This window comes from Cupriavidus sp. 2KB_3, assembly GCF_052115685.1.
In the GTDB taxonomy this organism is placed as follows: Bacteria; Pseudomonadota; Gammaproteobacteria; order Burkholderiales; family Burkholderiaceae; genus Cupriavidus; species Cupriavidus campinensis.
In genome coordinates, this window is sequence record NZ_JBFRHD010000011.1 from 78,824 (window position 1) to 99,847 (window position 21,024).

The following is a 21,024-nucleotide window of genomic DNA, read 5'->3' on the forward strand; positions in this document are numbered from 1 at the left end:
CGCGCCGGGTGGTGGCTTCAGGCCGCCATCGCCGCGTTCCACCAGTCCCGGAGCGCATGGGCGAGGGTGTCGCCCTGATGCAGGCCGGCCGCGGCGCTGGCCGGGCGGCGGGCGGGGTCGAGGACGTTCGGGCCCATCGCCTCCAGCGACGCCGGGCTGGGCGCCACCACATGCACCGCGCAGCCCGCCGCCTGGAGCGCTGCCACTTCGGCGCCCAGGTGGCCGCTGACCGGATTGCCTTCGGCATAGCCGAACGGCGACAGCACCAGCACCCGCTCCGCGTCGATGGCCACCTCGGCGTTGGTCATCGAGGCAATCCCCCCATCTATATAGAAGGCGTCGCCGATCTGCACCGGCGGCCAGACGCCCGGCACGGCGCAGCTGGCGGACACCGCCTCCACCAGCGGCACCCCGCTGGCCGCATCGAACACCCGGCGCGTGCCGGTGGCCGCGTCCACGGCGGTGACGCGCAGCGTGTGCCCGGGCCAGTCGGGCTGGGGCAGCCGCGCCGCGATGATGGCGCGGCGGGCGGCTGGGGCGGGGGTCTCGCTGCGCCGGGCGAAGTCACCGATGCGCTGGCGCGCCGCCGTCAGGTCGCCCTCGACCTTGGCCACCAGCTTGCGGTTCTGCGCGTCCGCCTCGGCCTGCGAGTAGGGGCGAAACTGCTCGGGGGAATCGGCGGGCGGATGCAGCTGGGCGTGCAGCAGCGCCTCGATGGGCATGCCGCACGCCAACTGGGTGCCGACCACCGCCCCGGCCGAGGTGCCGACGAACAGCCCGGCCCGATGCCCGGCCACGCCGGCCCGCGCCAGCCCGGCCAGCACGCCCACCTCCCACGCAATGCCGGCCACGCCGCCGCCGCCGAACACGGCGGCCGTGCGGAATCGATGCTGGCCGGCCATCAGATGATGCCTTCCTGCGCCAGTTGGCGCTGCGCGTCGGCGTCCATGCCGAGCAGTTCGCCGTAGATCTCGGCGTTGTGCTGACCCAGCGCGGGGGCCGGCTCGATCGGCTTGGCAGGCACCCCCGAGAACTTCGGGAAGACGCCCGCCATCTTCACCGGGCCGATCTTTGGATGCTCCACCGTGGCGATGCTCTCCCGCGCCGCGTAGTGCGGGTCCTGCATGATGTCCTCGATGGTGTAGATGAAGGAGTAGGCCAGCCGCGCGTCGTCCAGCTTGCGGCACAGTGTGTCCTCCGGCTCCGTGGCGATCCAGTCCGCGACCAGCCGGTTCAGCTCGTCCACGTGCTCCCAGCGCTGGCTGTGCGAGGCGTAGCGCGGGTCTTCGGCCAGATCCGGGCGGCCCATGGCCACGCAGAGCCGCTGGAAGCCGGCGTCCGCCGAGCAGGTGAAGATCAGGTAGCGCCCGTCGCGCGTGCGGAAGTGCTCGCCGGGCGCGGCGGCGAAGTGCTTGTTGCCGCGCCGCTCGCGCACCACGCCCAGCCGGTCGTACTCGGGCACCAGCACCTCGGTGAAGCGGATGATGGACTCGTACATCGACAGGTCGATCTCCTGCCCCTCGCCGCCGTGCATGTCGCGGTGGTAGAGCGCCATCATCAGGGCGAAGGCGCCGAGGATGGCGGTCTGGTAGTCGGCGGTGGAGGTGCCGCTGCGCACCGGCGGGCGGTCCGGGTAGCCCGTGATGCCCATCAGCCCGCCGAAGGCCAGCCCGATGCGGTCATAGCCGGCGCGCTCCCGGTACGGGCCGGTCTGCCCGAAGCCGGACACGCGCAGCATGATCAGGCCAGGATTGTGCTGGCGCAGCGTCTCGAAGCCGCAATTCCACTTCTCAAGCGTGCCGGGGCGGAAGTTCTCCACCACGGCGTCCACCTCGCGCACCAGGCGGTACAGCAACGCCTGGCCGGCCGGCTCGCGCAGGTTCAGCGTGATCGACTTCTTGTTGCGCGCCTCTACCTGCCAGTACAGGCATTCGTCGTCCACGAAGGGGCCGAGGTCGCGCACGGTGTCGCCGCGCTCGGGGACTTCCACCTTGATGACTTCGGCGCCAAAGTCGCCGAAGAGCGTGCAGGCCACCGGCCCCGCGACCATCGTGCCGAGGTCGAGGATGCGCAGGCCGCTCAGCATGTGCGGACCGGGCGCTTTCATGAGCGGTCCTCCAGCGTGGCGGGTTCCTCGTCCGTAGCCGCCGTCTCGGTCGGTGCGGTCTTGAGCCGGTAGTCCGAGAAATCGGCCTTGCGCGTCATGTGCCAGTAGTCGTCATTGCGGAACGGCGTGGTGGCCACCACGCGGTCCTGCGCGTTGCGATACCAGTTGCTCATGCCCTTGTGGGTCCAGATCATGGCGTTGTGGGCGGCCTGCACGCGCTGGTTGAAGGCGTCGTGGCGGTCGCGCCGGACTTCGATCTCGAAGCGGCCCGCGCTGTGCGCCATGGCCTGCCGCACGATGTTGAGGATGTAGCTGACCTGCGTCTCCAGCAGCGAGACCACGCTGCCACCGTGGCCGAGCGCCGTGTTTGGCCCGGCCAGCATGAAGAAGTTGGGGAAGTCCGGCACCGCCACGCCGAGGAAGGCTTCGGCGCCGTGGCGGTCCCACGCCTCGCGCACGGAGCGGCCGCCCCGGCCAAACAGCTGGAACGAGGCCAGCATGTTGATGGCGTCGAAGCCGGTGGCCACGACCAGTACATCGGCCTCATGCCGCTCGCCCTTGTCCGTGACCACCGCGTTGCCTTCCACCCGGCTGATGCCACCCGTCACCAGCGAGACGTGCGGGCGGGCCATCGTGCGATACCAGCCGTTGTCCATCAGCATGCGCTTGCCGAACGGGGGGTACTCGGGCAGCACGTCCGGCAGCAGGTCCTGGCGCTCGCCCAGTTCGGCCTTGATGTAGTCCGTGAAGTAGGCGCGGTGGCGGTCGTTGGTCTGGTTGATGGCGCGCTCGGGGTGCGGCCATGCCGGGTCGATCTGGAGCGAGCCGTGGATGCGGTCGTTGAAGATGTAGGCCAGCCGCTGGCGGTACCACTCCTGGTAGAACGGCACCTCGCGCAGCAGGAAGCGGGCGGTCTCCGGCACCGGCTTCTGGAATTTCTCGAACGGCGCCGCCCACTGGCGCGAGCGCTGGAACACGGTCAGCGCGGCCACGCGGTCGGCAATGGCCGGTACCACCTGCATGGCACTGGCGCCATTGCCGATCACGGCCACGCGCTTGCCGGTCACGTCCAGGCCCTCGGGCCAGCGGGCGGTGTGGAAGCAGGGCCCGTCGAACTGGTCGAGCCCTTCGATGTCGGGCATCTTCGGCACGTTGAGCAGCCCCACGGCGCTGATGACCATGTCGGCGTGCAGGGTTTCGGCCTGGCCTTCGGCGTCCAGCGTGTGGACGGTCCAGCGCAGCGAGGACTCGTCGTAGTGGGCTGACTCCACCGTGGTGCGCAGCCGGATGTGGCGGCGCACGCCAAAGCGGTCCGCCACGTCCTCGAAATACTGCTGGATCTCGTCGCGCAGCGCGAAGTAGCGCGACCAGTCGCCCTTGGCGAACGAGTACGAGTAAATATGGTTCGGCGTATCCACGCCGGCGCCCGGGTAGCGGTTCTCGTACCACGTGCCGCCCACCTCGTTGTTCTTCTCGATCAGCACGAAGGGGATGCCGGCGCCCTGGAGGCGGATGGCAGCGCACAGCCCGGCCACGCCGGCCCCGATCACGATCACGCGGAAGCCTTCGGGCACGTCGATGCGGCCGCGCTGGTCGATGTGCATGTCCGCGTCCAGCCCCAGCCAGGCGGCGATCATCGGCCCGTAGGAGAAGGGGATTTCCTCGCCCACGCTCAGGCGCATCATGGCGACCAGCGTGTCCGGGTCCGGCGCGGGCAGCGCGGGCGGCACGCCGGACTTCCATGCCCGGATGGCGTCGCGGGCGGCAGCCAGCACTTCAGCGCGGACGTCATCGGGCAGGCCGCCGGGGTCGTTGTCTTCCAGGCCGCGGATGCGCGAGCACTGGTAGCGCGGGTCGAGCCAGCGGCGGTCCCCGGTCAGGTGCAGCAGCACCATCAGCAGGGTGGGGTAGTTGGCGTCTTGCAGGGCGTGGTCGAGCGTGGCCTGCCAGTTGGCGGTGGCGGTGGCGGTGGCGGTGGCGGCGGCCTGGATGTCGGGGGTCATGGGCGATGGAGTCGGATGAATTAGGGGTTTACTGGGCAGCCAGGCCGGCAGATTTCACGACGGCGCCCCACTTGGCGTACTCGGCGCGGATATCCCGGGCGAACGCCTGCGGCGTGTCGGTGTTGGGCTCGAAGCCGAGGGTGAGCAGCTTGTCGCGGACCTCGGGCTTGGCCATGATCGTGCGCAGGTGGCCGTTCAGGCGGGTGACGATGGCCTCCGGGGTGTCCTTCGGCGCCACAAGGCCCAGCCAGCCCACCGCCTGGTAGCCGGCCACGCCGGCTTCGGAGACCGTCGGCACGTCCGGCAGGATGGCGGAGCGCTTGTTGTCCAGCACGGCCAGCGCGCGCAGCTTGCCGGCCTTGATATTGGCCTGCTGGGCGCCGATGGTGTCCACCATCACCGGCACGCGGCCCGCCATGACGTCGATCGACGCCTGGCCGCCGCCGGGGTAGGACACCGAGCCCATGCGCAGATCGGCCTTGGCGGCGAACAGCCGCATCGCCAGCTCGAACGCCTGGGCGCCGGAGGCGAACATCATCGGGTCCGGCTGCGCGCGGGCAGCCTGGATCAGCGACGGCACGCTGTTGAACGGTGCGGACGGCGCGCCGACCATCACCATCGGCGCCGTGGCGATCATGCTGACCGGCTCGAACGCGGTCAGCGGGTCATACGGCGTGGCCTTGACCAGATGCGGCCCGATCACCATCGTGCCGCTAACCGGCACGCCCAGCGTGTAGCCGTCCGGCGCGCTCTTGGCGACGGTGCCCATGCCGAGCATGCCGCCCACGCCCGGGCGGTTTTCCACCACCACCGGCTGGCCGATCATCGCGCCCAGCTCGTTGGCGATGATCCGCCCCACCGTATCGGACGCGCCGCCGGCGGTATAGCCCACCACCAGCCGCACCGGCCGGCTCGGCCAGGTATCGGCATGGGCCGGCGCGGGCAGATGCAGCGAGGCGGCCAGGCCAAGCAGGATGGCCAGCCGCGGTATGCAAAGTACGCGGGGGAGCGCGCGGGGGAACGCACTGGCAAGGCGGCGGAACGTCATGGCTTTGTCTCCGGGTATGTGCACGTGTCGTGCTTGGTATGGTTGCATTTCATCCCGGACGTGTTCAGTATTCAAACGGAATCTTTCTCAATGTTCACTATGTGAATATCGCGGCCGGCGAGGGGTCGAAAACATGGCAAAAGCAGAGACGGACGCCGGCGAGGACGTCGGCACCGCTCCCAAGGGTGCACAGACCGTCACGCGGGCGATGGTGCTGCTCAAGCTGATTGCGGCCCATCACCCGGCCGGCGTGGCGCTGGGCGTGCTGGCGCAGGCGGCCGGGCTGGACCGCGCCACTGCCTACCGGCTGGCGATGAGTCTGGCGGACTCCGGCATGGTCGAGCGTGAACAGCGGCTCTACCGGCTCGGGCTGGACGCCATGCAGCTCGGGCTGGCGGCGATGAAGGGCGCGCCGATCCTGGACCGCTGCCGGCCGGTCATGCAGCGGCTGGCGCGGCGCACCGAGGACACGGTCTTCCTGGTGGTGCGCAACGGCGACTACGGGCACTGCCTCCATTGCGAGGAGGGGGCGTTCCCGGTCAAGGCGCTGGTGCTGCAGGTGGGCGGCATGCGTGTGCTCGGCATCGGCTCGGCGGGCATGACGCTGCTGTCGATGCTCGACGATGGCGAGATCGCCGCGCTGTACGCGCGGCACACGTCCGAATTCACGCCGCACGGGCTGTCACTGGCCAAGCTGCGCACGCTGGTGACGCGCGCGCGCTCGGCCGGGCTGGCCAAGACGGATAGTCTCGTCAACGAGGGCGTGAGCGGCGTCGGCATGCACTTCGAGATCACGCCGGGCAACTTCGCGGCGGTGAGCGTGGCCGCCATCCGCAGCCGCATGCAGGAGAGCCGCAAGCAATGGATTGCCGACCTGATCGCGGAAGAGCTGCGCTCGGCGGGCTTCCGGTGCGCGTATGCTGGGGCCGGGCAGGATGGCGCCCCGGGCGCTGATCCGGCGTAGCCCCTTCGACCATAACGGAGAACGGACGATGCGAATCCACGTACGCGGCATGGCCTGTCTGGCGCTATGCCTGATGCTTGGCGCGGGCCGGGCCACGGCGGTTGGCGCGGAAGGTGCCGTGGAGACCTACGCGGGACTCTGCGACGCCTCGGCCGGCTTTGCCCTCGGCCCGGACCACTTCGTGGTGGTGGGCGACGAGCGCAATGTGCTGACGGTGTACCAGGCCGGTCAGGCGCGTGCGGTCAAGACCCTCACGCTCGGCGGCTTCCTCGGCACCGATGACGATGGCGAGTCGGACCTCGAAGGCGCGGCCGTTGTCGGCCAGCGCGCCTACGTCATCTCGTCGCACGGGCGTAATGCCAAGGGCAAGGAGCAGGGGCGCCGGCATCGATTCTTCGCGGTGGAACTTGATCCGGGTCGGCTATCGCTCAAGCCGGTGGGCCGGCCCTACAAGGATTTGCTGAAGGATCTCGTGGCGGCTCCGGCGCTGGCGTCGCTGCCGCTCAAGGCGGCCGCCGAACGGGCGCCGGAAAGCCCGGGCGGGCTCAATATCGAAGGACTCGCGGCGGCGGACGGCGGCTTGCTGATCGGCTTCCGCAATCCGCTGGTCGATGGCAAGGCCATCCTCGTGCCGCTGGAGAACCCCGACGGGCTGATCGACGGCAAACCGGCAAAGTTTGGCCGCCCGGTATTGCTCGACCTGGGCGGGCGGGGCATCCGCAGCATCGAGCGCGTGGCGCACGGCTACGTGATCGCGGCCGGGCCGGTGGCCGATGACGGCACCTTTGCGCTGTATCGATGGTCCGGTGCCGCCAGTGACCGGCCCGTGGCGTTCGGCCAGTCGGCCATCGCCACGCTGAAGCCGGAAGCCATCTTCACGATGCCCGGCACGCAGCGCCTGCGCATTCTCAGCGACGATGGTGGCGTGCTGCGCGACGGTGTGGAATGCAAGCGCCTGCCGGCGGCCCGGCAGGGGTTCCGCAGCGTGACGGTAGCACCGTAAGCGCGCTAGCGCACCAGCACCGCGCGCCCGATATAGAGCACCGGACCGGTGGGGCGGCCGATGGGCGACCCGGCGGCGGGCTCGAGCGTGATCTCGAACAACTGGTTGTCCTGGAGGGCTGGCAGGCGGTCCAGCGCGACGTCGAGCGACTGGTTGGCCTGCACCAGACCGAGCGAGACCGGCCCGCTCCAGTTATCGGCCTTGGTCCAGAACTGCAACGCGCGATTGGTCGGCGCGGCCTGTGCCCCGAGCGGAATCAGCTTCAGCCGGCGCGGGCCGGAGGCCTGGATCAGCCAGCCCGGTGTTTTGTCCTGCGGCGCGGCCAGCACCACCACATAGCGCGGCGGCGCGGGTGGCGCGAATGCGCGCAGGCCCAGCATGGCGGCCAGCAGCAGCGAGCAGGCCGTCGCCCCGAAAGCGATGCCGCGCCATAGCGCGAGCGAATGCCACCATCCGGGCATGGCGGTGGCCGGCGTGGCCGGGTTGGGACGCTGCTCGGCGTGGCCGATGCTGCGCGCGATGGCGGTCCAGACCCGGGGCGAAGGCGTGACCGGCTCGGCCAGGTCAGACAAGGGGTGCAGGCGCGCTTCCCAGGCATCGACGCGGTCTTGCAGGCCGGGCTCCTGGGGCAGGCGGCGCGCCACGTCTTCGCGCTGGGCGGCGGAGAGCGTGCCCAGCACGTAGCCGGCGGCGAGTTCATCCAGCGCATCCCCATCGCCGCGGTGCGGATCTCCGGCATCGACGCTCATTGCATGCACTCCTTCAGCGCCTGCAGGCCGCGCCGCACCCAGGCTTTCACACTGCCCAGCGGCGCGCCGAGCCGCGCGGCGATCTCGCTGTGCGAGCAGCCATCGACATAGGCATAGAGGATGCTGTCGCGCTTGGGCGGGTCCAGTTGGTCGAGACAGATGGCCAGCCGGCCGAGCATCACGCGGGTCTCGCCGGCCGGAGCCGTGCCCGCCGCGGCGGCCAGGGCCGCCTCGTCCTCGATGGCCTGCGCCGTCTCCTCGTCGGGCAGCACCAGCCGCAGGCGGTCACGTACGAGGTTGAGCGCCTGATGCCGGACCAGACTGAACAGCCAGCCGCGCGCCGCGCCGCGCGCGGGGTCGAACGTATGGGCATGGCTCCAGACCTTGACGAAGGCGTCGTGCAGCACGTCTTCTGCCAGGGCCCGGTCCCGCACGATACGGACCGCCACGCCCAGCAGGTACGGCGCTGCATGCTCGTAGAGACGGCGCAAGGCCGTCACGTCCCGCGCGGCGCAACCGGCGAGCGCGGATTCGTAGTCGAAATGGTCGTTGACGGAGGGCAGGGCGGCGGTCAAGAGCGGGCTCTCTGTTGGCTGCGGGGCTGCAAGGCTGCGGAGGGCGCGAGGGGCGCCCGAGCGCACATCTTACGCCCGACAGTCGGCAGCGACCCGCTGGGCTTTCCCTAATACCGCGCCCGGCCGCCCGCTCAGGCCGCCGCTTTCCAGAACAGGTAGTCCGCCTGGTAGCGCACCATCTGCGCCGCGCCGCGATTGGCCGCGCTGCATGCCATGGCGGGTGCCACGCCGCCCCGGGTGGCCACGCGCTGGATGAAAGTGATGCCGCTCATCATGCCGCTGCCGGTCGCCGGATTCGCTTTCACGAGCTGGTGCGGGATATTGCCGTCGCCGCCCGGCGCCACGGCGACCTGGGTGGCGGTGACCTTCGAGCCGTCCATGGCCTCCCACGTCGCGGGCGGGCCGTAATACTTGCCGACGGCCTTGCCGCTGCGGTCGTTCAGCGTGGCGGTGGGGCCGACAAACGCCCATTCGAACTGGTCAGCGGCGTTGGCCTTGGGCCGGCATTCGTAGCGCAGCTCGCCCACGCCAACCGTCTGCATGGCGAGCTTGTGGCCGTCTGGCACCTTGATAGCATCGGCCACCGGCATGGGCGCGGACATAGAACCGGCTTGGTGCATGCCGCCGCAGGCGGTCAGGGCGAGGCAGGCGGAGACGGGAACAAGAAGGGAGGTGCGGATCATGGTGGGGCTCCTTGGTGTGTTGTGGATCGGTGCGAACCCGGAGGCTGCACAGGGGCTACACACCAGCGGAGCGTTTGGATGCAGTGGCGCGGAAATTTTTATCCGGCAGATTTGCCGGCGGCGGCCTGGAGGATCAGGCTGGCCACCTCCTGCGGGCGCGACAGCAGCGAGACATGGCTCGCCGGAATCTCCACGGTCTGCGCGCCCATGCGCTTGGCCATGAAGTGCTCCAGATCCGGGTTGATGGTGCGGTCCTCGGTGGACACCGCGTACCACGTGGGCTTGTCACGCCATGCCGCGACGGTGGTCTTCGCCATGGTGATGGCCTTGCCCATCGGCTGCTGCACGGCGTAGTAGGCGCGCGACTGGGTCTCGGGCAGGTCCCCGGCGAAGTCGTGCAGGAACGCCTGTTCGGACAATCGGCCATAGCCGTCCGCACCCCATTGCAGGCCGGCGGAGGCGGGCGCGGCGGGGAACTTGCGCGTCAGGGCGGGGTAGTCCTCGCCGGCGTCCGGCGCGCGGGCGGCGATGTAGACCAGGCCGGCCACTTTCGGGTCGTCGCCGGCCTGGCTGATGACCATGCCGCCATAGGAGTGCGCCACGAGCAGCGTGGGGCCGTCCTGGAGCGCGAGGGTGCGCTTGACGGCATCGACGTCCGCGTCCAGCGACGTGGTGGGGTTCTGCACCGAAGTGACGTGGTAGCCCTTCGCCTGCAGCAGCGGAATGACCTTTTCCCAGCTCGATCCATCGGCATACAGGCCGTGCACCAGCACGATGTTCTTGACGGGGACGGTGTTGGCCGGCGAAGGCGTCTGCGCCATGGCGCCGGAGGCGAGGGTGAGGGCGGCAAGCGCGGCCAGTGTGGCCGGGAGGGTACGGTGGAGGTTCATGGTCTGTCCTTTTGATCAGGTAGAGGGATGAATTGCAGCGTCATGGGCTGTCTGCAGTAGGACGAACCGGTGGCGGCGGCTATTCCGTCGCCGCTGACTTCCTGCCCGCAGCCCCGTGGGATCGTGCAAACATCGTGCGAAATCCGCCGGCGACCCGCCGCGCCCGGGCAATATCGATAGTTGAAAGACTTCGTTGTGCGCGCCGCGCCCCTTTCCGATACTGAATGCCGCTCCGCATTTCAATCTGAACAGAGACTTCCGATGCCGTCGCACTCCGTGGCCAACACCCGTCGTACCGCGCTCAAACAACTCGTATCCCTCGCCGTTGCCGGCGGCGCAGGCTCGCTGCTGGCCGCGTGCTCTCGTGGCGACGAGACCGCCACGCCGAAAGCGGCGGCCGGTGCGCCGGCGGTGGTCGGCAAGGTTGGCGACAAGGTGCGCTTCCGTTACCCGGACAACCCGACCTTCGATCTGGTCTACCTGGCCGACCAGCTCGGTTATTTCGAAGGCACGAACACGCGGCCCGAGTACATCGGCAAGGTGGCGGCGCCCCAGATCATCCCGCTGGTGGGCACGGGCGAGATCGATTTCGGCTCACGCATGGTGCCGCTGGTGATCTCGGCGGTGGCCAGCGGCTCCGACATCAAGGTAGTGGCGGCCGGCAACAAGACGCTGCAGGACGCGCCGCACATGAAGTACTTCGTGCGCAAGGCGTCCGGCATCCGCGCCCCGAAAGACCTCGAAGGCAAGACCGTCGGCATCAACAGCTTCGGCGCGTGCGCGGAGTTCGTCACCAAGACCTTCCTGCGAGAGAAGGGCGTGGACGTCAACAAGATCAACTTCGTCGTGATTCCGGACGATCAGGCCGAGCAGACGCTGGTCACAGGCAACACCGACCTGGCGATCATCCACGCACCGTTCTCGGGCCGCGCCGACCACGCCGACAAGCTGGTGCGGCTGTGGAGCGACTTCGACCTCGACGCCGGGCTCGGCGGCATGCAGCCCTACAGCGCGCACGGCAAGTTCATTCGCGAGCATCCGGAATCCGTGCGCGACGTGGTGACCGCGCTCGCCAAGGCGGCCAACTGGGTCAACGCGAACCCGGAGGATGCCCGCAAGCTGGTTTCCAAGCGGATCAACCTGCAGCTCGACTACGTGGACCGCTACGCCTACGTCGATAACCTCGTCGTCACCGAGCCGCCGATCCAGTACTACATCGACGTGCTCGAAACCGAGGGCAAGCTCGCCAAGGGCAAGGTCGCGGTGCGCGACATCTACACGAATGAATTCAACCCGTACGCCACGCAGGGACCGGCGAAGGCATGAGCACGACCGCCCCCCAAAAGATCACCGCGCGCGGCGTGCGCATGGACTATGCCGTGCGCAACGAGGCGGGGCGCCCGGAGAACGTGGCCGTGCTGCGCGACTTCGACCTTGATATCCGCGACGGCGAACTGCTGTCGATCCTGGGGCCGTCCGGCTGCGGCAAGTCGACCTTCCTGAGCATCCTCGCCGGCCTGACTGACCGCACCGGTGGCAACATCGCCATCGACGGCAAGCCGCTGCAGGGCATCAACCCGGCGCAGGGCGTGGTGTTCCAGGGCTACGCCTTGTTCCCGTGGCGTACCGTGCTCGAGAACATCGAGGTCGGCCTCGAGATTCGCGGCGTGCCGCGTGCGGAGCGGCGGCGCATTGCGGGCGAGTACCTCGAACTCGTGGGGCTGACCGGCTTCGGCCCGCGCTTTCCGCATGAAATTTCGGGTGGCATGAAGCAGCGCGTGGCGATTGCGCGCGCGCTGGCCTACAAGCCCGAAGTGCTGCTGATGGACGAGCCATTCGCCGCGCTGGACGCACAGACGCGCGAGATCCTGCAGGGCGAACTGCTGCGAATTTGGGAGCAGACGCGCAAGACCATCGTGTTCATCACCCACAGTATCGACGAGGCGATCTTCCTGTCGGACCGCATCGCCATCATGACGCGGCGCCCGGGTACGGTGAAGGCGATTCTCGACGTGCCGCTGCCGCGCCCACGTGCGCCCGAGGTGCGAAATTCCGAAGCGTTCGTGCGACTGCGCCAGCAGGCGTGGGACGTGCTCAAGGACGAAGTGCAGTTCGCGAACCCGGCCGCCGTGCCGCGCCCGCTCGGCGCCACGGCCAATCCCGGCGAGCGTGCGGCCGCCGAACCTGTGCTGGCGAGGGCCGCATCATGAGCGGCAAGGCTACCGACCGCGCGCTCGGCGTGCTGGGCATCATCGGTTTCCTGCTGCTGTGGGAACTGGTGCCACGGCTGGGCATCGTCAGCGCCGCCTACCTGAGTCCGCCATCGCAGATCCTGGGCGCCATCTGGCAGCTGATCGGCAGCGGTGCGCTGTGGAAGCACCTGCTCGCCAGCCTCCAGCGCTCGCTGTGGGGCCTGGCGGCTGCCATCGGGCTCGGCGTGACGCTGGGCCTGCTGATGGGCTGGTTCAGCCGCTTCGAAGCGATTGTCGATCCGATTCTGCAACTGTTCCGGCAAACCTCGGCCTTCGCGCTGTTCCCGGTGTTCATCCTGTTCCTTGGTATCGGCGAGACCTCCAAGGTGGCGATCATCTTCTGGGCGTCGTTCTGGCCGGTGCTGCTGAGCACGATTGGCGGCGTCAAGCAGGTGGATCGGCTGTTGATCGACTCGGCCCGCTCGATGGGCGCGTCGCGGCTGTTCGTGTTCCGCAAGGTCGTGCTGCCGGCGGCGTCGCCGTCGATCTTCACGGGCGTGCGGCTGGCTGGGACGTATTGCATTACGGCACTGGTGGCAGCGGAGATGATCGGTGCGCACTCCGGGCTCGGTTTCATGACGCTCAACGCGCAGGAGGTGTTCCAGATTCCGACCATGTACGCGGGCATCCTGCTGCTGGCGGTGCTGGGGCTGGTGCTCAACTATGGGCTGGCACGCGTGGAGCGCCGCATGACGCGCTGGCGCAAGGGGCTCACGCTCAATGGCTGAGATCGCGTCCGAATGCGGGTGCGCGCCGGCGGCCGAAGCGCCGCGTTCGATCCCCGGCGCGTGGCATGCCATCGCGCTGGCGGTGGCGGCGTGTCTGCTCGGCATGGCTGCCGCGCCACGCTGGCTAGAACAGTCGCCGCATCTTGTCGAACGATTGCCGGTTGCCTTGCAGGCGGGGGCGCGGTACCTGGAGCGGGAGCCCGACTGGACGACGATGCCGCGCGGCCCGTTGCTCGAAGCCGTGCGGGCGCGTGGCGAGCTGGTGGTGGGCGTGCGGCAGTACGCCCGTCCCGCGCCGCCTAGCCGGCCGACGCCGCCTGAACCCGATGCGTTCGATGTCTCGCTCGCGCGCTATCTTGCTGAACGATTGCAGGTGCGTCTGCGGGTAGTCGGCCTGCCTGCCGATGCGCGCGGCGTGAGCGTGCCCGGTGTCGATCTTGTGGTGGCCGGCGCCATCGATAGCGGTCCGTATGCCGTGCCGACCGCCTACACCGGCGGCGCCGGCGCGCTCGTCACGCTGCGCGGCAGCGACTATCGTGCGCCGAGTGATCTCGCCGGGCGCGCGGTCTGTGTCGCACAGGGTAGCCCTTATGCGCATCCCGTCACGGAGACGCTGGGCGCGCAGGTACGTTCCTATTCTTCGTCGATCCGCGCCGTGGCCGCGTTTATGGCCGGCGAATGCCAGGCGCTGGCGGAAGACGCCCCTGTGGTGGCGCGGCTGATGGGATTGCCCGAGTGGCGCTTCTATCGGCGGCTCGACGCGGGCCTGCTTCCCGACAACGCCAGTCCGCAGATCGTGATCCGGCAGGACGACTCCCGCTCCGCCGCGTGGCTCGATCGCGCCGTGCGGCATTGGAAGATTGGCGGGGCGCTCGCCACTGCCCGTACGCAGCGCGCCGGCGATATTGCCTACGAAGCCAGCCAGCTTGGCGACGGCCTCGTCTGCCATTCGTGAAGCCGGCGCGCATCTCCGCGCGGCTATCGATATGCGGGCCGCAGCGCCTAAGCATCCTCGAAAAAATTCGTCGTGACGTGTAGGGGGGCCATGCTCCAATGGCCGCTTGTTCCCCCACTCGCTGCACCATGACCAACCTCTCGGAATTGCACGTCCTACAGCGCTCCGGTGCGCCTGTGCGGCGCATTGCGGACGACGCCGAAGCCATCGCCGTGGCACATGCCCTCGCTGCCGATTTTGCCGAAGGCGCCGCGCGGCGCGACCGCGAGCGCATCCTGCCGTGGGACGAACTGAACCGCTGGTCCGCCAGCGGACTTGGGGCGATTACGATTCCCCGCGCGTTTGGCGGTGCCGGCGTGTCATACGCCACGCTCGCCGAAGTCTTCGCGATTCTCAGCGCCGCCGATGGTTCGTTGGGCCAGATCCCGCAGAATCACTTCGGCCTGCTCGGCGTGCTGCGCGAGATCGGCACGCCGGCGCAGAAGCAGCGCTACTACGCCGAGGTGCTCGCCGGGCAGCGGCTTGGCAATGCGGGGCCGGAACGCCGCTCCGCCACGAGCCAGACCGTCCTGCAAACCGGCACGCGGCTGCGCCGCACAGAACAGGGCTTGCGGCTGACTGGCCAGCGCTTCTATTCGACCGGCGCGCTGTTCGCGCATCGGGTGCCCGTACGCGCGCTGGACGACGAAGGCCGCGCCGTGCAGGCATGGGTGCCGCGCGATGCGGCGGGCCTGACCGTGAACGACGACTGGTCGTCGTTCGGCCAGCGCACCACCGCCAGCGGCACGGTGCTCTTCGACAACGTGGCCGTCTCAGAGGAAGACGTGTTGCCGGTCTGGCAGCTTGCGGAGCGCCCCGGGATCTACGGGCCGACTTCGCAGCTGATCCAGGCCGCCATCGACCTGGGTATCGCACAGGCTGCCTTTGACGATGCCATCGCCTTCGTGCGCGCCTACGCGCGGCCGTGGATCGACGCCAAAGTGGAGCACGCCACCGACGATCCCTATCTGATCGGCGATGTCGGCCGGCTTGCCGTGGATCTCCACGCCGCGCGCGAAGTGCTGGGGGAGGCCGGGCGCACGCTCGATGCCATCGCCGCTGGCACGGTGACGGACGAACTGAGCGCGGAGGCGTCGGTGGCCGTGGCGGAAGCCAAGGTGCTGACCACCGAGATCGCGCTCGCGGCCAGCGAGAAGCTGTTCGAGCTGGCGGGCTCCTCCGCCACGCGCGCCAAGCACAACCTCGACCGCCACTGGCGCAACGCGCGCACCCATACCCTGCACGATCCGGTGCGCTGGAAGCTCCACCTGATCGGCAACTATCACCTCAACGGCGTTCAGCCGGCACGGCATTCCTGGAACTGACATGAGCCTCTTGTTTACGCCGCCACCCGCTGCCGATCACCGGGACAGCCGTCCCGCACCGGCCGCGCCGCCGCCGCGCGCCCATCGCATTGCCGATGACGCCGAAGCCATCGCCGCCGCGCAACTGCTGGCGGAACGCTTTGCCCCCGACGCCGCGCTGCGCGACCGCGAGCGCCGCCTGCCGTGGGAAGAACTCGACGCGCTGAGCGCCAGCGGCCTGCTGGGCATCACCGTGCCGCGCGAGCACGGTGGCGCCGGCGTGTCCAACGGCACGCTGGCCGAAGTGATCGCGACACTGGCTGCTGCCGATGGCTCGCTGGGCCAGATCCCGCAGAACCACTACTACGCGCTCGAAGTGCTGCGCGTGGGCGGCACGGCGGCGCAGCGAGCGGCGTTCTACGCCCGGGCGCTGGCCGGTGAGCGCTTCGGCAATGCGCTGGCCGAGATCGGTCACAAGGACTTCAAGCGCCGCACGCGGCTGGTGCCGGATGGCGACGGCTTCCGGCTGATCGGCAACAAGTTCTATTGCACGGGTGCGGTCTTCGCGCACCAGATTCCCACGCTGGCCGTGGCGCAGGAGGATGGGCGCGAGGTCACTTACATCGCTATCGTGCCGCGCGATGCAGCCGGCATCACCATCGTCGACGACTGGGATGGCTTTGGCCAGCGCGTCACGGGTAGCGGATCGGTGACGTTCGACAACGTGCGCGTCGAGGCGGCCTGGGTGCTGCCGTTCCAGGCGTCGTTCGAGACGCCGACCACCATCGGTCCCGTGGCGCAGCTGATGCATGCGGCCATCGACCTTGGCATTGGGCGCGGCGCGTTCGCCGCCACGTTGCCGTTCATCCGCGATCATGCACGGCCCTGGGTGGATGCGAAGGTCGCGCGTGCCAGCGAAGATCCGCTGACGATCGATCAGGTCGGTGACGTCAAGGTCAGGCTCCGCGCCGCCGAGGCGCTGGTGCGGCGGGCCGGGCGCAACGTCGATGCGGCGCAGCGCAGCCCCGACGCCAAGACCGTAGCGGCGGCATCCATCGCCGTGGCGGAAGCGCGCGCGGCCACAACCACCGCCTCGCTGCTGGCCGGCACCCGGCTGTTCGAACTGGGCGGCACGGCATCGACGCTCGACGGGCAAGGGCTAGACCGCTTCTGGCGCAACGCGCGCACCCATACCCTCCACGATCCGGTGCGATGGAAGTATCACGCCATCGGCAACTACTACCTCAACGACCGCCTGCCGACGCGGCACGGAGCCCTCTGATGGCGCGCAAGCAGATCCTGCTCAACGCGTTCAACATGAACTGCGTCGGGCACATCAATCACGGCCTGTGGACCCACCCGCGCGACCGTTCCACCGAGTACAACACGCTCGAATACTGGGTGGAGCAGGCGCGCACGCTGGAGCGCGGGCTGTTCGATGGGCTGTTTATCGCCGATATCGTCGGTGTCTACGACCTCTATCGCGGCAATGTCGATGTCACGCTGCGTGAGTCGATCCAGCTGCCGGTCAACGATCCGCTGCTGCTGGTACCGGCCATGGCCGCCGCCACGCGCCACCTCGGCTTCGGCGTAACCGTGAACCTGACCTACGACGCACCGTACCTGCTGGCGCGGCGCTTCTCCACGCTCGATCACCTGACGCGGGGCCGGGTCGGCTGGAACATCGTCACTGGCTATCTGGACAGCGCGGCGCGCGCCATGGGCCTCGACGGGCAGTTCCCGCATGACGAGCGCTACGACCGCGCCGACGAGTATCTGGAGGTGCTCTACAAGCTCTGGGAGGGCAGTTGGGAGGAGGGCGCCGTGCTGCGCGACAAGGCCTCCCGCACGTTCGCCGATCCGGCGCGGGTGCACAAGGTGATCCATCACGGCCGCTACTACGACGTGGAGGGCTACCACCTGGCCGAGCCTTCCGCGCAACGCACCCCGGTGCTGTTCCAGGCTGGCAGCTCCGGGCGCGGGCAGCAGTTCGCGGCGCGCCACGCGGAATGCGTGTTTATCTCGCCGCCGAGCAAGGACGCGGCACGCAAGACCGTCAGCGCGCTGCGCGAGCAACTGGTGGCGGCGGGCAGGCGCCCGGACGACGTCAAGGTCTTTGCCGGCGCCGCCGTGGTCACGGGCCGCACCGAAGCCGAGGCGCGCGCGCTGCACGCCGAGTACCGCGACTACGCGAGCCGCGAAGCCGGGCTTGCGCATTTCGCCGCCAGCACGGGCGTGGACTTCGCGCGCTACGGCCTCGATGAGCCGGTGGACTACGGTGGCGGCAACGCCATCGAGTCCGCGCAGCGCACCGCCGCCCAGCATGGCTGGACACGCCGCAAGCTCCTGGACCTGTTCGAACTGGGCGGACGCTATCCCGCGATCGTCGGCGATCCTTCCCAGGTGGCCGACGAACTCGAGTCCTGGATCGACGAGACCGGCATCGACGGCTTCAACCTGAGCCGCACCGTGGTGCCGGAGAGCTACACCCACTTCGTTGACCTGATCGTTCCCGAGCTACAGAACCGGGGCCGCTACAAGACGGCCTATGCCGAGGGGTCGCTGCGCCACAAGCTGTTCGGCGACGGCGACCGCCTGCCAGATCGCCATGCGGCCGCGCAGTTCCGCCGCCTTTGATTCTCCATCCTGCCTATCACCATGCTGAAATCCTCACTGCTGCTTCCCCTGATTGCTTCGCTGACGATCGTCGCTTCCGCCTCTTCAGCCGCGCACGGCGCGCCGCTCACCATTGGCGTCACGCCGGGCTCGCTGGCCGATTCGGTCGAGGTGGCCGCCACCGAGGCCCGCAAGCAGGGTCTCGACGTCAAGGTGATCGAGTTCACCGACTGGACCACGCCGAACGTGGCGCTGGCTGCCGGCGACCTCGACATCAACTATTTCCAGCATCAGGCCTTCCTGGACAACGCCGTGAAGGAGCGCGGCTACAAGTTCCGCAGCGTGGCGCTTGGGGTGCTGCCCAACATCGGCCTGTATTCCACCCACATCAAGCGCTTCGGCGACCTCAAGGACGGCGCGCGCGTGGGCGTGGCGAACGATCCGGTGAATCAGGGGCGCGGCCTGCTGCTGTTGCAGAAGGCGGGGCTGATCAAGCTGCGCGATGGCGTGGGCGCGAAGGGCAGCGTCAACGACATCGTGGACAACCCCAAGAAGCTCAAGTTCGTGGAAGTGGAGGGGCCGCAGCTCGTGCGCGCGCTCGATGACGTGGACCTCGCGCAGGGCTACCCGGCGCACTTCGTCAATGCCGGCAAGCCGCAGGTGGCGGGCTCCGGGCTGCTTTACTCGGGCATCGACGACACCTACTTCGCCATCCGCTTCGTGACGCGGGAGAACAATGCCAGCGATGCCCGCGTGGCGCGCTTCGTGAAGATCTACCAGGAGTCGCCGGCGGTGCGCAAGCAGCTCAGCACCTCGTTCGCGAACAACGACAAGCTCTACAGCCTGCCCTGGCTGAAGCCCTGACTGGAGACTCGTGCAGATGGCCGCCACCTTTCCGTTGTTCCGCAGGGGACTTCTCCAGACTGCTTCGCGTAGCGCGCCGCCGGTGGCACGCGCGGAAGGCACAACCGCGCCCAATGCGGGTTCGATCCGATTCGAGGGCGTGGGCAAGACTTATCACGCGGCGAGCGGGCCGGTGGAGGCGCTGCGCGAGATCGACATCGAGATTCCCGCCGGCGGTATCTTCGGGATCATTGGCCGCAGCGGCGCGGGCAAGTCGAGCCTGCTGCGCACCATCAACGGGCTGGAGACGCCGAGCGCAGGCCGGGTCACCGTGGGCGGTGTCGATGTCGCGACGCTGGGGACGGGCGAGCTGGTAGCGTTGCGGCGGCGGATCGGCATGATCTTCCAGCACTTCAACCTGCTGTCCGCCACGACCGTGGCTGAGAACGTGGCACTGCCGCTCAAGGTCGCCGGCGTACCCCGGGCGGAGATTGCGGAGCGCGTGGCGTCGCTGCTGGCGCTGGTCGGCCTCGACGGCAAGGCGGATACGTACCCCGGCCGGCTGTCGGGCGGACAGAAGCAGCGCGTGGGCATTGCGCGCGCGCTGGTTCATCGGCCAGACATCCTGCTTTGCGACGAGGCCACCTCCGCGCTGGACCCGGAGACGACGCAGTCGATCCTGGCCCTGCTGCGCGACATCAACGCGCGCCTTGGCATCACCATCGTGCTGATTACCCACGAAATGCGCGTGATTCGGGCGATCTGCGACAGCGTGCTGGTGCTGGAGCGCGGGGCCATCGCCGAGACCGGGCCGGTGTGGCAGGTCTTCGGCAATCCGCAGCATGACGCCACGCGGGCGCTGCTGGCGCCGCTGGCCACGCGCGTGCCCGAGGACATCGCGCAGCGCCTGCATGCGCAGCCGGAGGGCGCGGGGGACTGGCATCGAGTGGTCGAACTGCGCTATGCCGGCGGCGAGGTGCCGGATCTGTCGCGCGTGGCCGCCGCGTTCGGCGCCGGCGTGCGGCTGCTGCATGGCAGTCTCGACCGGATTCAGGGGCACACGCAAGGCGCGCTGCTGCTTTCCATCCCCGCCCACGCTACGCCGGACGATGCGGCGACGTCTGACGCGCCGCTCGCCCATCACGTCACCACGCTAGGTTATGTCTCCGATACTCATTGACCGCCTCTGGGCCGCTTTCCTCGATACGCTGACGATGGTCGGCGCCTCCGCGCTGATCGCCGCGCTGGCCGGGCTGCCGCTCGCCGTGCTGCTGGTGGTGACTGCGCCGGGCGGCATGCGGCCCGCGCCGCGTTTCCATCGGCTGGCCGGCACGGTGGTCAACGGCTTCCGCGCTACGCCATTCATCGTGCTGCTGGTGGCGTTGCTGCCGTTTACGCGGCTGGTGGTGGGGGTGACGATTGGCGTCTGGGCGGCCGTGGTGCCGCTCGCGATCAGCGCCACGCCGTTCTTCGCGCGGATTGCCGAGGTGAGCCTGCGCGAAGTGGACCATGGTTTGATCGAGGCGGCCCAGGCGATGGGATGCCAGCGCCGCCATATCGTCTGGCATGTGCTGCTGCCGGAAGCGTTGCCGGGCATCGTCGGCGGGTTCACGATCACCGTGGTCTCGCTGATCGGGGCGTCCGCGATTGCCGGCGCGGTCGGTGCGGGCGGGCTGGGCGACCTGGCGATCCGCTACGGCTACCAGCGCTTCGATACGGTGGTGATGGTCGTGGTGATTGTGGTGCTGATTGCGCTGGTCACCGGCGTACAGGCAGCCGGCGACCGGTGGGTCAGGCGCTTGCGCCTGCGCTAGTCGGGCGATTCAACCCAGTCGGGCATCGACCAGCACGCGGCCCGTGAGCCGGCGGATGCGGGGATCGACAAAGTAGCCGCCGCCTTCCACATAGCGCAGGAACGCGCGGTCGCAGACCGTGCAGGCCCAGACATCGCAACGGTTGGCCGGGTAGTACAGCGGCGCCACCGGGGCCTCGGGCGACCAGAAGCCGACGCTGTCGGGGTCGTACTCCTGGAACGTCGCTTCCTCATAGGCGCTGGCAACCAGCGTGCCGATCTTCTTCAGTTGTGCGTCGGGAAACGAAATTGGCAGGCTGGCCCAGCCGCGTAGCGCGTCGGCGGCGCAGGTGCAGTCGGTGGTGACGTGGTCGGTGCGCTGCGCCAGTTGCTGCAAGGCGTCGAAATCAAGGTAAGGAAAGTCTTCCACGGTGGAGGCAAGGCTGAGGAGTGGGGCCATCTTACCTCCAATC

The 21,024-nt window shown here is 69.0% G+C and carries 21 protein-coding genes; 12 read left to right on the forward strand and 9 right to left on the reverse strand.

Annotation, left to right across the window (positions count from 1 at the left end):
* Positions 1–17: 17 nt before the first annotated feature.
* Genes AB4120_RS13705 through AB4120_RS13720 form a run of 4 tightly spaced genes read right to left on the reverse strand, consistent with a single transcriptional unit; the run spans position 18 to position 5,158 of the window.
* Positions 18–902, reverse strand: a complete 885-nt coding sequence (locus tag AB4120_RS13705) for a patatin-like phospholipase family protein (protein WP_149137679.1) — start codon at positions 900–902, stop codon at positions 18–20.
* A complete protein-coding gene (locus AB4120_RS13710; RefSeq protein WP_149137680.1) occupies positions 902–2,107 on the reverse strand; it encodes a CaiB/BaiF CoA transferase family protein in 1,206 nt (401 codons plus the stop codon). The genes AB4120_RS13705 and AB4120_RS13710 overlap by 1 nt, the downstream gene beginning before the upstream one ends.
* The gene (locus tag AB4120_RS13715; protein ID WP_441642378.1) at positions 2,104–4,110 is read right to left on the reverse strand and encodes a flavin-containing monooxygenase; all 2,007 of its coding nucleotides are present in this window, start codon (positions 4,108–4,110) and stop codon (positions 2,104–2,106) included. The genes AB4120_RS13710 and AB4120_RS13715 overlap by 4 nt, the downstream gene beginning before the upstream one ends.
* A gap of 28 nt (positions 4,111–4,138) precedes the next feature.
* The gene (locus AB4120_RS13720) at positions 4,139–5,158 is read right to left on the reverse strand and encodes a Bug family tripartite tricarboxylate transporter substrate binding protein (protein ID WP_187645244.1); all 1,020 of its coding nucleotides are present in this window, start codon (positions 5,156–5,158) and stop codon (positions 4,139–4,141) included.
* A gap of 133 nt (positions 5,159–5,291) precedes the next feature.
* Here AB4120_RS13720 and AB4120_RS13725 point away from each other — a divergent pair, with 133 nt between their 5' ends.
* Entirely contained in the window at positions 5,292–6,122 is an 831-nt protein-coding gene (locus AB4120_RS13725; protein ID WP_149137683.1) for an IclR family transcriptional regulator, read from the forward strand.
* Positions 6,123–6,150: 28 nt separating this feature from the next.
* Entirely contained in the window at positions 6,151–7,125 is a 975-nt protein-coding gene (locus AB4120_RS13730; protein WP_149137684.1) for a DUF3616 domain-containing protein, read from the forward strand.
* 5 nt (positions 7,126–7,130) lie between these two features.
* Here AB4120_RS13730 and AB4120_RS13735 read toward each other — a convergent pair whose 3' ends face one another.
* From AB4120_RS13735 to AB4120_RS13750, 4 genes are all read right to left on the reverse strand, one after another.
* Positions 7,131–7,874, reverse strand: a complete 744-nt coding sequence (locus AB4120_RS13735) for an anti-sigma factor (RefSeq protein ID WP_149137685.1) — start codon at positions 7,872–7,874, stop codon at positions 7,131–7,133.
* Positions 7,871–8,449, reverse strand: coding sequence for a sigma-70 family RNA polymerase sigma factor (locus AB4120_RS13740; RefSeq protein WP_262389809.1), 579 nt, complete (start codon positions 8,447–8,449; stop codon positions 7,871–7,873). Before AB4120_RS13740 ends, AB4120_RS13735 begins: the two co-directional genes overlap by 4 nt.
* 131 nt (positions 8,450–8,580) lie before the next feature.
* Entirely contained in the window at positions 8,581–9,132 is a 552-nt protein-coding gene (locus AB4120_RS13745; RefSeq protein ID WP_441642379.1) for a DUF3455 domain-containing protein, read from the reverse strand.
* 98 nt (positions 9,133–9,230) lie between these two features.
* Entirely contained in the window at positions 9,231–10,022 is a 792-nt protein-coding gene (locus tag AB4120_RS13750; protein WP_149137686.1) for an alpha/beta hydrolase, read from the reverse strand.
* Positions 10,023–10,283: 261 nt separating this feature from the next.
* Between AB4120_RS13750 and AB4120_RS13755 the strand changes: the two genes are divergently transcribed.
* The 10 genes from AB4120_RS13755 (at position 10,284) to AB4120_RS13800 (ending at position 20,573) form a co-directional block, all read left to right on the forward strand.
* On the forward strand, positions 10,284–11,348 hold the full coding sequence (locus tag AB4120_RS13755) for an ABC transporter substrate-binding protein (RefSeq protein WP_149137687.1): 1,065 nt from the start codon (positions 10,284–10,286) through the stop codon (positions 11,346–11,348).
* The gene (locus AB4120_RS13760) at positions 11,345–12,232 is read left to right on the forward strand and encodes an ABC transporter ATP-binding protein (protein ID WP_441642380.1); all 888 of its coding nucleotides are present in this window, start codon (positions 11,345–11,347) and stop codon (positions 12,230–12,232) included. Before AB4120_RS13755 ends, AB4120_RS13760 begins: the two co-directional genes overlap by 4 nt.
* Positions 12,229–13,002, forward strand: a complete 774-nt coding sequence (locus AB4120_RS13765; RefSeq protein WP_092300528.1) for an ABC transporter permease — start codon at positions 12,229–12,231, stop codon at positions 13,000–13,002. The genes AB4120_RS13760 and AB4120_RS13765 overlap by 4 nt, the downstream gene beginning before the upstream one ends.
* Positions 12,995–13,957, forward strand: coding sequence for an ABC transporter substrate-binding protein (locus tag AB4120_RS13770; protein ID WP_441642381.1), 963 nt, complete (start codon positions 12,995–12,997; stop codon positions 13,955–13,957). Before AB4120_RS13765 ends, AB4120_RS13770 begins: the two co-directional genes overlap by 8 nt.
* A gap of 128 nt (positions 13,958–14,085) precedes the next feature.
* Positions 14,086–15,321 (forward strand): SfnB family sulfur acquisition oxidoreductase, encoded by a 1,236-nt coding sequence (locus AB4120_RS13775; RefSeq protein WP_441642382.1) that lies wholly within the window; start codon positions 14,086–14,088, stop codon positions 15,319–15,321.
* Between the two features lies 1 nt (position 15,322).
* Positions 15,323–16,582 (forward strand): SfnB family sulfur acquisition oxidoreductase, encoded by a 1,260-nt coding sequence (locus AB4120_RS13780; RefSeq protein ID WP_441642383.1) that lies wholly within the window; start codon positions 15,323–15,325, stop codon positions 16,580–16,582.
* Entirely contained in the window at positions 16,582–17,937 is a 1,356-nt protein-coding gene (locus tag AB4120_RS13785; RefSeq protein ID WP_441642384.1) for an LLM class flavin-dependent oxidoreductase, read from the forward strand. The genes AB4120_RS13780 and AB4120_RS13785 overlap by 1 nt, the downstream gene beginning before the upstream one ends.
* A gap of 21 nt (positions 17,938–17,958) precedes the next feature.
* Positions 17,959–18,780, forward strand: a complete 822-nt coding sequence (locus AB4120_RS13790; protein WP_149137693.1) for a MetQ/NlpA family ABC transporter substrate-binding protein — start codon at positions 17,959–17,961, stop codon at positions 18,778–18,780.
* A 16-nt stretch (positions 18,781–18,796) separates the two neighbouring features.
* Positions 18,797–19,939, forward strand: coding sequence for a methionine ABC transporter ATP-binding protein (locus AB4120_RS13795; RefSeq protein WP_441642385.1), 1,143 nt, complete (start codon positions 18,797–18,799; stop codon positions 19,937–19,939).
* Positions 19,920–20,573 (forward strand): methionine ABC transporter permease, encoded by a 654-nt coding sequence (locus AB4120_RS13800; protein WP_149137695.1) that lies wholly within the window; start codon positions 19,920–19,922, stop codon positions 20,571–20,573. Before AB4120_RS13795 ends, AB4120_RS13800 begins: the two co-directional genes overlap by 20 nt.
* 9 nt (positions 20,574–20,582) lie before the next feature.
* Here AB4120_RS13800 and AB4120_RS13805 read toward each other — a convergent pair whose 3' ends face one another.
* Positions 20,583–21,011: a hypothetical protein gene (locus AB4120_RS13805; RefSeq protein ID WP_441642386.1), complete on the reverse strand. Its 429-nt coding sequence runs from the start codon at positions 21,009–21,011 to the stop codon at positions 20,583–20,585.
* Positions 21,012–21,024: the final 13 nt, after the last annotated feature.

Bases quoted from the DNA above. Each gene is read 5' to 3' on its own strand.
- AB4120_RS13705 (WP_149137679.1), bottom strand. From the start codon at position 902: ATGGCCGGCCAGCATCGATTCCGCACGGCCGCCGTGTTCGGCGGCGGC.
- AB4120_RS13710 (WP_149137680.1), bottom strand. From the start codon at position 2,107: ATGAAAGCGCCCGGTCCGCACATGCTGAGCGGCCTGCGCATCCTCGAC.
- AB4120_RS13715 (WP_441642378.1), bottom strand. From the start codon at position 4,110: ATGACCCCCGACATCCAGGCCGCCGCCACCGCCACCGCCACCGCCACC.
- AB4120_RS13720 (WP_187645244.1), bottom strand. From the start codon at position 5,158: ATGACGTTCCGCCGCCTTGCCAGTGCGTTCCCCCGCGCGCTCCCCCGC.
- AB4120_RS13725 (WP_149137683.1), top strand. From the start codon at position 5,292: ATGGCAAAAGCAGAGACGGACGCCGGCGAGGACGTCGGCACCGCTCCC.
- AB4120_RS13730 (WP_149137684.1), top strand. From the start codon at position 6,151: ATGCGAATCCACGTACGCGGCATGGCCTGTCTGGCGCTATGCCTGATG.
- AB4120_RS13735 (WP_149137685.1), bottom strand. From the start codon at position 7,874: ATGAGCGTCGATGCCGGAGATCCGCACCGCGGCGATGGGGATGCGCTG.
- AB4120_RS13745 (WP_441642379.1), bottom strand. From the start codon at position 9,132: ATGATCCGCACCTCCCTTCTTGTTCCCGTCTCCGCCTGCCTCGCCCTG.
- AB4120_RS13750 (WP_149137686.1), bottom strand. From the start codon at position 10,022: ATGAACCTCCACCGTACCCTCCCGGCCACACTGGCCGCGCTTGCCGCC.
- AB4120_RS13755 (WP_149137687.1), top strand. From the start codon at position 10,284: ATGCCGTCGCACTCCGTGGCCAACACCCGTCGTACCGCGCTCAAACAA.
- AB4120_RS13760 (WP_441642380.1), top strand. From the start codon at position 11,345: ATGAGCACGACCGCCCCCCAAAAGATCACCGCGCGCGGCGTGCGCATG.
- AB4120_RS13765 (WP_092300528.1), top strand. From the start codon at position 12,229: ATGAGCGGCAAGGCTACCGACCGCGCGCTCGGCGTGCTGGGCATCATC.
- AB4120_RS13770 (WP_441642381.1), top strand. From the start codon at position 12,995: ATGGCTGAGATCGCGTCCGAATGCGGGTGCGCGCCGGCGGCCGAAGCG.
- AB4120_RS13775 (WP_441642382.1), top strand. From the start codon at position 14,086: ATGACCAACCTCTCGGAATTGCACGTCCTACAGCGCTCCGGTGCGCCT.
- AB4120_RS13780 (WP_441642383.1), top strand. From the start codon at position 15,323: ATGAGCCTCTTGTTTACGCCGCCACCCGCTGCCGATCACCGGGACAGC.
- AB4120_RS13785 (WP_441642384.1), top strand. From the start codon at position 16,582: ATGGCGCGCAAGCAGATCCTGCTCAACGCGTTCAACATGAACTGCGTC.
- AB4120_RS13790 (WP_149137693.1), top strand. From the start codon at position 17,959: ATGCTGAAATCCTCACTGCTGCTTCCCCTGATTGCTTCGCTGACGATC.
- AB4120_RS13795 (WP_441642385.1), top strand. From the start codon at position 18,797: ATGGCCGCCACCTTTCCGTTGTTCCGCAGGGGACTTCTCCAGACTGCT.
- AB4120_RS13800 (WP_149137695.1), top strand. From the start codon at position 19,920: ATGTCTCCGATACTCATTGACCGCCTCTGGGCCGCTTTCCTCGATACG.
- AB4120_RS13805 (WP_441642386.1), bottom strand. From the start codon at position 21,011: ATGGCCCCACTCCTCAGCCTTGCCTCCACCGTGGAAGACTTTCCTTAC.